Origin of the sequence: Methylobacterium sp. WL64 (assembly GCF_008039945.1) — a bacterium.
Taxonomy (GTDB): domain Bacteria; phylum Pseudomonadota; class Alphaproteobacteria; order Rhizobiales; family Beijerinckiaceae; genus Methylobacterium.
This window is the reverse complement of record NZ_VRVA01000148.1, coordinates 1-10,944: the sequence shown is the minus strand read 5'-3', so window position 1 is coordinate 10,944 and position 10,944 is coordinate 1. Positions and strand designations below refer to the sequence as shown.

Below are 10,944 nucleotides of genomic sequence, written 5' to 3'. Positions count from 1 at the left end.
CACCCGGCACCCCGCCGCATTCCACCCGCACCGTGGCGACGGTGCTGGCGCTGACGTGTTCGGAACTGCCGGACGAGGTCACGCACTGGACCGGCCGCGCCGTCGCTGCGCGGACCGGCATCTCACTCCGCTCCGTGCAGCGGATATGGCAGGAGCACAGCCTGCAACCGCATCAGGTGCGGACCTTCAAGCGCTCCCACGACCCGGCCTTCGCCGAGAAGGTCGAGGATGTGGTCGGTCTCTATATGCAACCGCCCGCCCACGACGTCGTGCTGTCCATCGACGAAAAGTCCCAGATCCAGGCCCTGGAGCGAACCCGTCCCGACCAGCCGCTCGGACCCGGGCATCCCGCCGCTCAGACGCACGACGACACCCGCCACGGCACCACGACCTTGTTTGCCGCCCTCGACGTCCTGGAAGGCACCGTGCTCGGCCGCTGCATGCAGCGCCATCGCCACGGTGAGGTCATCCGTTTCCTCAACACCGTCGAGGCGGCAGTCCCCGCGGGCAAGGCGATCCACGTGGTGCTCGACAATTACGGCAGCCACAAGCACCCGAAGGTGCGCGCCTGGCTCACCCGCCACCCGCCACCCGCGATGGACGTTCAACTTCACACCGACCTCGGCTTCCTGGCTCAATGCCGTCGAGGGCTTCTTCTCCACGCTGACGCGCCGTCGCCTCCGGCGAGGCACCTTCACCGGCATCGTCGACCTACAGGCCGCCATCAAACGCTACATCGGTGAGCACAACCAAAGCCCACGATCCTTCGTCTGGACCAAGCCCGCCGCCGCCATCTTCGACGCCCTCAATCGAGCCCCTGAACCATCCGTCTGAGTCAGTGCACTAGCTCACGGTCGAGCTGACGAGGCACTGCACACCATGTCCAAATTGCATCCCCGTGCACGAGGTCATCTCAGCTCGTTCACCGCCAGAGACGCAGTTCGCCGAGAACACGCAGATCAGGTCAACCAAGATCTCGACGCCGAGAAACAGGTGCTGGGCGAGCGGACCGCGCAGCTACGTACCGCTCGATTGGTTCAGAAGTGCATCGAGCCCGCCGCATCGTAAAGCTGCAGAGGTCATTTTTCCCGAAGAGAATGGTGAGGGCCCGGCGTGCGATTGCGGAAGGCACTGTGGATTTGCGGTAGCCAGGACTGACGCAACAGCCGCCTATAGGTACACTCTCCGGCGATGCATAAGCTCGCGCCCAGCAGTCTCTCTCGGCTCCGAACCCTCGCGGCGACCGGACCGCGGTTCTATCAGATCAGCGTCTACATGCGGCGCCTTGAAACGCTGGGATTGGTGGTGGGCACTGGTCGAGCGCGGCCGGCAGAAGACAGCGCCGAGTACGAAATCACCGCATCAGGACGCCAGGAATTGATCGAACGATATGGAGCCTCATAGTCGGCGTTCTCGCGAAGAGATAGCCTACGCACCCCGCCATCCGTGATCAGATCACAAGCTCAAGCCGGCCAAAGAAGACTATACAGATCTGCGCATCAGCAAAATCAAAACGATTAGTTAAAATCTATTCGCAACCAAGTACTAGAAAATAAACTTCTGTCACGCCGCATCGGACATATTTGTTCTAATTTTTGATTGCTGAACGCAATTTGCTGTCATCTGTCCCAGGTAGAGCAACAAAACATCAATCATTATTGTCAAATCGCCATCATCAATATCGAAGATAGTTTCCCGTAGATCGATTGCCTGAAGAACGGCACGATCCAGCACGATCACTCTATCAATCCTCATGAAGTCAGCAGACGCGCGATCTGTATCCATAGCCCTACCCTCAAAACTCACTTATGATGCGAAGGCAAAGTTAACAGTTAGTTAACAGACTCGCTCATCAGTTGCATTAAATGAACTACAACCATGATCGGTTGTTGCTGCTCATGCCCAGTTCTGGATTTGCGCTTCAGGGTGGGTACGAAGCGCCCCAATTCCGGGATGGACTCAATGGGAAGGGCCGAGCAAAGGTGCTTCACGGTATCTTGAATTCATGCGCGATCTGACCGATCGATGGCGTGTTGCGCGATTATGGACACGCTTGATCCCAGTTTCGCCGACCACGCCTCTATCCTGGAACGGGTTGCTCGCGCACTCGATGCGCCGGTCGCCGAGTTCATAGACGAGCGGTCTGTCGACGAAGGGGACGACCTTCTCGCCCTCGTGCGCCTCTGGTCAAAGATCGAGGACAACCAGGGTCGTCGTCGTGCCCTGGATGTGGCGCGGCAGGAAGCAAAACGTGGCAGCCACAAGAGGCGCGCCGAGCAGCTTTCAACCAAGATCCGGCAGACCCGCTTCTGACCGCATGGCCTGCCGGTAGCACCTATCGTAGCTCGGCCGGATATCATCCAGTCCCGGCAGCCTATGCAGACGCCGGTGAGATAGACGACCTCCCCCGCCGGCCCGTGATCAGATCGGGCGACGGGGCCGAGCCGGCGAGTACGCCATCAAGGGGGTACGCGTCCGGTGAGGACCGCCTTGTGTGATGGTCGGGTCGGGTTGAGGTCATAGGAGTAATCCTAGGACTTTGAGCATGACGCGGTCGGGCATCGAATTGGTGAGGTCGAAGCGGCGGCGAAGCTGGACGCGGGCGGTGAAAGAGCGGCTTGTGGTTGCCTCGTTCGAGCCGGGCGTGTCGGCCTCGGATGTCGCTCGCGAAGCAGCCGTGAAGAAATGAAGCCGAGGCTATATGCCGAGGATCGAAGCCCTCTGTAGGGTTCGCCGTTCGAGCAAGGGCAATGGTGGATCGCCTCACATGACAGACGACAACGAAAGCCTTCCGTTCCTCCCAGCGGAGTGGCGGCGATCGGCCGAGGCCATCGCGCACGCGATGGGGTTTGCACCGCCTGCCCAGGCCAGCGAAGCCGAATGGGACGTCATTCTGCGCAACGTCAAAGAGGCAGCGCGGCTCCGCGGGATCATCGACCCGCCGATCGGCTGGCAGGAAGCGTTGGCGCGCAAATTCGGGCGCGGACAACAGGGCGGCGGGTAGTGAACGACGATTGGATTCCCCCGAGAAGCCGCCTTGGCCGCGCCTCGGAACCCCGGGTTCTCTTCTGACGCACAGCAGTTGGCGCCGGAGCTTTAGCAGCGGCTGCCGGCTTCCGTCGAGGCGCGGGCGCGGATGCGCGGAGTCGATCTGCCAGTTGGTTGGTGCGCAGAACTGGCCGAACAGATGGGTCGGACAGGGCTCGACTCGCACGAAGCCCCGGAAACTGAGCGACGTCAGCCAAAGCCTTACTCATCGAAGATTACGCGGAGGCTGCAAAAACTGCCGGCCGAAGCTGCAGCGGTCGTTCGAGCCTATCAGCGGCCCAGCAAGGCCGACGCGACCGTGCGGGCTACACCTCGGACGCCCAGGTGTTTCAGGACTAGTGCGCCCGGTTCGGGCCTCGGTCGTTGCCGGCAAGCCCAGAGGCAGTGGCCGCTTTCATCGTGTCGGAGGCGGAGGAGGGGTGTGCCGCTTCGACGCTAGGCCGGTGGATCGCCGCGATCCGGTGCGCGTACAAGCTTGCGGGCGCCGCCGACCCGACAGAGGACGAAGGTGTTCGCGCCGCGATGATGGACGCCCGGCGCAAGGTGGGCGTGGCGCCGACTCAGAAAGAGCAGCTGCCACGGCTGAGATCCTAGCAGCGCTTCTGATGCGAACGCTGGACACCCTGACGGGCAAGCGGGATTGGGCGCTGCTGGCGTCGGGCTTCGCGGGCGCGTTCCGCCGGTCTGAGCTCGTCGTCCTCGACGTCACCGACCTGGTCGAGGATCCCGAGGGCCTGCGGGTCCGGGTTCGCCGGTCGAAGACGGACCAAGCGGGTAGGGGGCTGGAGAAGGCGATCCCGCACGGGAGGTTCATCCGGCCAGTGGCGTTGGTGCGGGAATGGCTCAACGCGGCTGGGATCGTCCAGGGGCCAGTGTTCCGGCCGGTGTCACGATCAGGGAATGTGCGAGGCACCCTCAAAACTGAGGAGGCGCTTGCTACGCCCCGGCTGACCACCCACGCGGTGGCCGATATCATCAAGCGGTACTGTACGGCTGCCGGGCTCGATGCCTCGACCTTCGGGGTTCACAGCCTGCGAGCTGGCTACATTACCACAGCAGCCGAGCGCGGGGCCGATCTCGCGCGGATCATGGATCAGTCCGGCTACCGGGATCCGCGGACCGTCGTCGGATACATTCTGCGAGCGAACGCCTTTAAGGGGCACTCAGGAAGCGGGTTTTTATAGGCTGCCTGGTTGCACGATAGGACCCGCTCGACTGAGGTTTCTTAGGAGACGAGAGCGAGTTCGCCTTCCCGAGCAGCACGCTCGCCACCATCAGACTTAATCCGGTAGCAAGGCTCGCCGGACCGGTCGTCAGGCATGAGCCGAACAACCTCGTAAAGGCCGTCGACGACGGTGCTTTTATTGTTGCCGTAGTTGATACCGAGCTGCCGAACGCTCTGACCAAGCTTGAATTTATGAGACATCAATCGTCCTCCATGAAGCCGCTCCCAGGGGAACGGCTTCGAAGCTGGTCATAGATAGATAAGCGACGCTCAAGCGGACTGGAGGTTGCCAGCAGACTGCTTGCCGCTGCGCTTGTCGCTTTCCATCTCGTAAGAGATCTTTTGTCCCTCAATGAGATTACGCATCCCTGCACGCTCTACGGCCGAGATGTGCACGAACACATCATTGCCGCCATCGTCAGGCTGGATAAAGCCGAAGCCCTTGGTTTCGTTGAACCATTTCACAGTACCGATAGGCATAAATATTCCGTATTGCTGTAGGCAAGCCGATAGGTTGAGCGCATGCACTGCACGCGCTCGATTGTTATTCGTCGAAAATGGGAGAAATGCCGAGCGCTCGCCCTGTTGAGGCGAGGCGGCCCAATATTTGGCCAAAGATCGATAAGTGACCACTACGCTATTTGCGAGACAATCACAACCACACTTCAAATCATGCGGACAAGCTTGAGGCCTTCATATCCCCTACGGACCTGCCGCCATGTCTATCAACGTGACGGTCAGGATCGCCGGCGCGACCTTTTCCAGAAGGCGCTAATCAGCCCCTCCTTAGGCCTCCTTGGCCTTCCGCGGCCGGCCGGCACGCTTGGGCTTATCGGAGACGGTCTCAGCGGGCTCGGCGGCCTTCGGAGCCGCATTCTTACGCTTCTGACCGAGGCCGAAGCTGTGGGCGAGCTTGGAGCGCGCCTCGGAGTAGCTGGCGGCCGTCGAGGGATAGTCGCGCGGCAAGCTGTAGCGCTCCCGGTACTGCTCGATCGTCATGCCGACGCCATTGAGGTGCCGCTTCAGGGTCTTGTACGGCTTGCCGTCGACGAAGCTGATCAGCGCATCGGGAGTGACCGACTTCCGGATCTGCGAGGGGGTGGGCTTGTGGCTCACCTCCCAGCCCTCCCGTCGCAGTAGGATATGCAGCCGTCGGTAGCCGTAGCGCACCCGCGCGGCAGCGAGTTCCTTCAGCCGCATCCGCAGCGCAACCTGCGGGTCAGAGCGCTTCCTGTAACGCTGGGACGAGCGGCCAAAACCGGTGGCCCGGCAGGCCCGACGCTCGCTGATGCCGTAGGCCACCTGCAGGTGGCCGGCGACTTCACGGCGAGCGCCGGGCCTTACCACTTTCGCTTCAGGACATCCTGCAACATCGAGCGATCCAGCGTCAGGTCGGCCACCAATCGTTTGAGCTTGCTGTTCTCGTCCTCCAGCTGCTTCAGCCGCCGGATCTCCGGCACGCCCATGCCGACGAACTGCTTCTTCCAGCGGTAGAACGTTGGCTCGGACACACCCATCTTCCGGCAGACCTCGTCCACCGTCGCGCCGTTCTCCGCCTGCCGAAGGGCGAAGGCGATCTGTTCGTTCGTAAAGCGCTTGCGAGGCATGGCATCCACCCTCCTTCAGGGTTCAGGATGCCCGAAGCACTTGCGCTCAGCGCGGACCAGTTTGGTGGGTCAGGGTCACCGAGGTTTCTCACTCGCGCGTGCGCGAGTGAGCCGCCCGTATCCTCTCAGCGGAAAATCTATCGACCTTTTACGGCGCTGGTGTTCCAGAACACGTCGGACCTGAAAGCCTGGGCATACATCGGGATCACACCGCGACGACAGTCGCGAACCCGATGGAGACGACGATGACCTGGGCCAACCGCATCACCATAGCCGCCACGCTGATCGGCGGCGCTTTCGTACTGATGACCTACGCGCAGGCACTGAGCCTGCCCACGCACTTCGCTTGAGGGATCGAGCAGCGGCGTCGTGCCTGCTGATAGAGGCTAGGCGCCATGGGCTAAACTCGCTGGTATAGGCCGGTCACGACGAGCGCCCTCTGATCCCGTGCGATGCCATTTCGAGCACGATCGCGCGCCAACCGGAATGGGCAGGGTCCATCCCCGCGATCTCGACGGACAGGCCGACAAAGTCCTCGTCCGGTTTGGCAGCGTGTAGGGCATGGCCGACCCGGCGTAGCTAGGCCCAGCAGGCGGCGCTAATTGGATCCGCGGCGAGGCCGGCCACGTCGAAGTCATCAACTTCCACGGGCGCCATGGAGTCAACCACGGCCGGCCTTTGGCCGAGCGGGGGTTGGCGGCGGCGCTGCTCTCCCCTCGCTCTCCACGACAATGCGCAGGAAGGCGTCAGCAGCGGCCTCAATGGGGGTGGCGGGCATGGATGACCTTCTTGAGAAAGTCTGTCAGATCGGCGTTGAACCGATCAGGGCCTGTGGCTGAATGGGCGTGGCCGCCCTCAGCAGCTAGCGCCAAGCGCGAAGCCGGGATGGCGCGAGCGAGATCCTCCGAGCGCGTGTACGGGACCAGCACATCGTCGCGCGAAGCTGCGACCAGAGTTGGTACCTGGATTTCACCCAGTCGCGCCTCGGCATCGAACGCGAGGAGTGCTCCAAGGCGAGCATGAAGATTGTGGCTCCCTTGGAAATGCCGGACACCCTCGGCTTGCTCCCGTGCCACGCGCTCCGGATGTTGCGACAGCCAGGGAGCGGGGTAGAGAAAGATCGGCTGGGCCCGGAGGTAAGCTTCGGGACCTCCGTGTTTCAGAAGCGCGGTACGGGCATCGAAGCAGCGCCGGGTGTGGGCGTCGACCTTCGCCCACGCATTGACGAGAACCAAGCTCGACAGGCGTCCCGCTGCACGCAGGGCGAGATCTATGCCGACCAGACCACCGAGCGCGTGGCCGACGAAGTGGCAGCGTCGCACGCCTGCTCGATCAAGAACGTCGAGCACATCATCAGCCATATCGGCTATCGAATATTCGGCACTCAGCTCTTCCCAGTTCTTACCCGTCCCGCGGTGGTCGTAGACCACGACACGGTACTGTGCGCCGAGAGCATCAATTTGAGGCTTCCAGTATGAGCCCAAGCCGCCAAGCCCAGCCGACATCAAGATAGTCGGAGCGGTTTCCTCGCATCGCCCGTGAATGACGTAGTGCATGGCTTGAACCTCGGCTGATCGGCTCTGAAGGGTGGCAAATGTCCTGCCAACGCATTTCGTCTGAGTGGCCGCTGAACCGCCTTTCCAAGGCCACCTCCACAAGAGCGTGTGCGCGCGAGGCAGTCAGTGCAGCCCCTCCAGCTCGGCCTCGAACGCAGCCATCTCCTTGTCCCCCGAGGCGACGGCCGAGCACCAGGCGAAGTGAACCGGGATCGGCATGGCGTAGCTTGGCACCCGGTAGGATCCGAGCGCATCGCGACGGGTCTCGCCCCCCGGCGCCCACGATCAGCCCAGCGCCGAGCAGGGCCTTCAGCGTCTTCGGAGAGCAGCGCGGGGTCTCGCCGCACCGGATTACGTCGAGGGCGCGGCGCTGGGCGACGTGCGGCCGGGATGGGGCGGCCGCTCGACCGACATCAGCACACCTCCGGGCGGGCGGCGAACTCGATCTCGGCCAGTTCCGCGGCGCGTAGCACGGCGGAGCTGATGAAGTCGTCGACGGCGCGACTCTTCTCATCGTCCGGCAGGGTGGCGTCGATCTCCCACATGCACAGCCTGGCGCTTCAGAACGCACAGTCCGCGACGGTCTGAGGCCGGAAGGCGCCTACCGGGCGGGGATCGAAGCTCCCCGCTCCAGACGCCCGATTGATGCATGATAAGTTCGGACTTGCTTAGGCGGTGTCCATCCACTGTTGCTTCAGTGAGATCCAGATAGCCCGCCCCAACAAACTCACAGCGATAGGTGAGAGAGTTTTCGCGTCCGTTGCTGCACTGTATGACGATGCGGCGAGGCGCCTTGTCCTGCGCATCACAGTTGAAGCCCGCCCGATCCAGCCGCTCGAAATAGCCCTTGGCGTCCCGCTCGCCTGATGGGCCTTTGTCCGGCGACTCGGCCATTGAATCTACGTCGCGACTCAAATCGGGGGGCTGGGTCCACGGCTCGGCGCTGGCTGATGAAGCCATGAGGAGTAGGGCGGCGAAAGCGTAGCGCATGCCGCTAGAATAGTCTCAGTAAACGTAGCTGTCGAAATGCGTATACTGTCGATACCCGCTCTCGCGGCTACAGCCCGCCCATGTCCAACCAGCTCGACGTCCTCCTTGAACGCCTGAAGTCGCACCAGCGCACGATCATTTTGGCGGTGGCCGAGCACGATGGGCTGCCGTCAGGGGGCTCTATGCGTCAGGTCGCCGAGCTGGAGAACGTTATCGCCGCGGTAGAAGCGGTCCGCGCTGAAGAGAGGGATCGGGCTAGGCGGGGCTAATGCCAACGCTGGCCAACAGCACAAGGCGCATGCAAATCGCGTTAACTCAGCGTTATTGTTGCAGCAAAATACACCACTAACAGGAGCTATCAATCAAGGATCATTCGTCAGCTTGGCCGTTATAGCTGGTTAGATGAGGGCCGCTGGCGGCCCCAATGAGGCACAGCCCTAATGATCCATCAGTTGGTCTACTACAGCCGCAACACGGTTCCCGGTGGCGACCGTCAGATGCTCACGAATCTGCGCGAGATCGTCTCTGCCTCGCAGCGCAACAACAGCCGCGACGGCGTGACCGGCTTCCTGATCTTCGACAAGACGTGGTTCTTGCAGATCCTCGAGGGTGAACGGGCCAAGGTGACCGAGACCTACAATCGCATCGCACGCGACAGTCGTCACTCCAGCGCAACCATTGTGAATGTCCACGATGTTGCCAGCCGATCCTTCCCGAATTGGACCATGGGCGGCGCCCTGCGTTCACCGGAGGTGCAGGAGGTCTATTTAAGCCATGGCATCGGCGGCGCTCTGGATCCCGTCCGGATGAAGAGCACGCAGATCCTTCAGCTCGCCCTCGACCTGCAAGAGTTCGAGCAGGCAAAACGGCAGGGGCAACGTATCGCCAGCTGACTGACGTCAATCGATTCAACACGTTGCTTATGGCTGGTGCATGTGGAAGCGATTCACGCTCGGCATTGTGCCAAGGAGGCAAAGTGTTTTTTTAGGCGATCAGCTCCATTGCACTCACATAGATACTGAAACGACAACGGCGCAGTAACCTAGAAGGTTACTGCGCCGCTTGATCGGGCCGCCTGAGGGGGCGGAGGACAGCCTTGATGACATGGATACGCCCGATTTGATCACCGGGGCGTGCGCAACAGCACTTCCAACCGTCCGTGGCTCGGATGCGACGGTGCTCGAAGACCGCCTATGGAGGGTGCGGAATGCCTCCGATCGGTCAAGGTTCGAGGGTGAGCATGATGCTTCCATTCGATCCGCCTCATCTCATGTTCGCCCGAGCTCACGCCTTCGCCCTCTATCACCGCGAGCACTTCGCCGTGCTCCTGTCCTCGGCCCTGTTCCTGGCCGGTCCGGTCCCGTTGCTCTGGGCGGTAAGCTGACCTTTCAGGCGCACAAGAAAACACCTCGCCCCCTGGGCCTCCCGTTAGTAGCACCAAGCCGAGAACCGCTCAGCTGAGGTCATCCGGTAACGCGCTCCGGCGCTTCGAACCCGGCGGGCGCGGAGTCGTGTTCGTCCAGTGCATCGTGCCGTCCGGTCGACGCGGGATCGACCGGACCTTGCCCTTGGGAGCGGCCGGACGCTCGGGGCGGGGTCCTTGGCACTCGCAATCGCGCCACACCCAGAACTTGCGGCCGTAGATCTACTCCTTTCGGTTGTGGTCGGCCCGAACCAGCATTTCTGCCATCACCCGCTCGGCCTCTCCCTTGTCGAATAGCGCCGCACCCAGCAGACGGATTGTGTAGCGCCGTAGGCTTTGCGGCTCCTCCAGATCCGGTGGCTTTGTAGGCCCCGCAGCATCGCGTGCAGCACCGCCCTGCCAACGTCATCGCGCTTCGGCGTTCCGATCTTCTGACGGGCTTGTCGGCGCCCTGCCTCGGTCTCGGCATGGGCGTCGATGCTGTGCTTCAGCCGCTTCGACATTCCCTTGCGGGACTTCCGGGCCGGGGGTGTCCAACCGGGACGCCCGGGGGTGGGGTTTGCGGCTGGCTCTCGTCCGACATCGGGGTGCCCCCATTTCAGAGGCCCCTCATTCATACCGGATCGACGCAAGATACAAACATTCGAGCCACATCAGAATCCTGGACGTCTCATCGGCTGACCCGGTCGCATCAGCGGATGACGCCGGACCGGTCATCGGCTGACGCTCGGGTGTTAGGAATCCAACTCGCCATGACCGTCTGGCGAGTTGCGATGCCATCATGGTGAGGCATGGGCGACGGTACCTGGATCGGTGACCGTCGGGCTTCCAGGCGCTTGGCTTCGTCCCGGCATGCATCGCGCTTGGTCACAACTGCCTTGATGGGGGTACGTAGATAGATGCATCGGTCGCAGGTCTCATCAGCACGAAAGGGCGGCTTAAGACCTACATGCTACGGTAACGCCAGTGTAGGCGCGATCGCGAGGTGCCTGATGCCCTCGATGCAGCGCCTGACGCGTCCGTTCCGTTCCGCCCGCACCTGGATCGCACTCGGCGTTCTGGCGCCCCTCGGTATGGTCGTGGTCTCCGGCCTCA

Annotated in this window: 12 protein-coding genes and 3 pseudogenes; 8 read left to right on the top strand and 7 right to left on the bottom strand. The window is 62.3% G+C overall.

What is annotated here, in order from left to right; all coding sequences use genetic code 11:
- A pseudogene (locus FV242_RS29990) lies at positions 1-834 on the top strand (IS630 family transposase); the annotation flags it as partial.
- Positions 835-1,563: 729 nt separating this feature from the next.
- Here the strand turns inward: FV242_RS29990 and FV242_RS34915 are convergent.
- Positions 1,564-1,740 (bottom strand): hypothetical protein, encoded by a 177-nt coding sequence (locus FV242_RS34915; RefSeq protein ID WP_187278615.1) that lies wholly within the window; start codon positions 1,738-1,740, stop codon positions 1,564-1,566.
- Between the two features lie 303 nt (positions 1,741-2,043).
- On the opposite strand from FV242_RS34915, the gene FV242_RS29980 reads away from it, so the two are divergent.
- The 4 genes from FV242_RS29980 to FV242_RS35890 all read left to right on the top strand — a co-directional run bounded on the left by FV242_RS29980 (position 2,044) and on the right by FV242_RS35890 (position 4,232).
- Complete coding sequence (locus FV242_RS29980; RefSeq protein WP_147941462.1) at positions 2,044-2,313, top strand: hypothetical protein; 270 nt, start codon at positions 2,044-2,046, stop codon at positions 2,311-2,313.
- Between the two features lie 232 nt (positions 2,314-2,545).
- Positions 2,546-2,689 (top strand): transposase, encoded by a 144-nt coding sequence (locus FV242_RS36415; RefSeq protein WP_147910960.1) that lies wholly within the window; start codon positions 2,546-2,548, stop codon positions 2,687-2,689.
- Between the two features lie 78 nt (positions 2,690-2,767).
- Entirely contained in the window at positions 2,768-3,004 is a 237-nt protein-coding gene (locus FV242_RS29970) for a hypothetical protein (protein ID WP_147910961.1), read from the top strand.
- Between the two features lie 649 nt (positions 3,005-3,653).
- On the top strand, positions 3,654-4,232 hold the full coding sequence (locus FV242_RS35890; protein ID WP_246692953.1) for a site-specific integrase: 579 nt from the start codon (positions 3,654-3,656) through the stop codon (positions 4,230-4,232).
- A gap of 41 nt (positions 4,233-4,273) precedes the next feature.
- Here the strand turns inward: FV242_RS35890 and FV242_RS29960 are convergent, their stop codons facing one another.
- The 6 genes and pseudogenes from FV242_RS29960 to FV242_RS36195 form a co-directional block, all read right to left on the bottom strand.
- Positions 4,274-4,474 carry a hypothetical protein gene (locus tag FV242_RS29960; protein ID WP_147853188.1) on the bottom strand — a complete coding sequence of 67 codons (201 nt, stop codon included), beginning with the start codon at positions 4,472-4,474 and terminating at the stop codon, positions 4,274-4,276.
- A gap of 69 nt (positions 4,475-4,543) precedes the next feature.
- Positions 4,544-4,753: a cold-shock protein gene (locus FV242_RS29955; RefSeq protein WP_147941461.1), complete on the bottom strand. Its 210-nt coding sequence runs from the start codon at positions 4,751-4,753 to the stop codon at positions 4,544-4,546.
- A 306-nt stretch (positions 4,754-5,059) separates the two neighbouring features.
- Positions 5,060-5,380 (bottom strand): annotated as a pseudogene (locus FV242_RS34910) (MucR family transcriptional regulator); the annotation flags it as partial.
- Positions 5,378-5,880, bottom strand: a pseudogene (locus tag FV242_RS35885) (transposase); the annotation flags it as partial. The pseudogenes FV242_RS34910 and FV242_RS35885, both read right to left, overlap by 3 nt.
- A 758-nt stretch (positions 5,881-6,638) precedes the next feature.
- Positions 6,639-7,436, bottom strand: a complete 798-nt coding sequence (rutD, locus tag FV242_RS29945) for a pyrimidine utilization protein D (protein WP_147941460.1) — start codon at positions 7,434-7,436, stop codon at positions 6,639-6,641.
- A 413-nt stretch (positions 7,437-7,849) separates the two neighbouring features.
- Positions 7,850-7,981, bottom strand: a complete 132-nt coding sequence (locus tag FV242_RS36195) for a hypothetical protein (protein ID WP_281407118.1) — start codon at positions 7,979-7,981, stop codon at positions 7,850-7,852.
- Positions 7,982-8,506: 525 nt separating this feature from the next.
- Between FV242_RS36195 and FV242_RS29935 the strand changes: the two genes are divergently transcribed.
- The 3 genes from FV242_RS29935 to FV242_RS34900 all read left to right on the top strand — a co-directional run bounded on the left by FV242_RS29935 (position 8,507) and on the right by FV242_RS34900 (position 9,810).
- On the top strand, positions 8,507-8,695 hold the full coding sequence (locus FV242_RS29935; protein WP_147941459.1) for a hypothetical protein: 189 nt from the start codon (positions 8,507-8,509) through the stop codon (positions 8,693-8,695).
- Between the two features lie 183 nt (positions 8,696-8,878).
- A complete protein-coding gene (locus tag FV242_RS29930; RefSeq protein ID WP_246692952.1) occupies positions 8,879-9,319 on the top strand; it encodes a BLUF domain-containing protein in 441 nt (146 codons plus the stop codon).
- A gap of 347 nt (positions 9,320-9,666) precedes the next feature.
- Positions 9,667-9,810 (top strand): hypothetical protein, encoded by a 144-nt coding sequence (locus tag FV242_RS34900; RefSeq protein ID WP_187278617.1) that lies wholly within the window; start codon positions 9,667-9,669, stop codon positions 9,808-9,810.
- Positions 9,811-10,944: the final 1,134 nt, after the last annotated feature.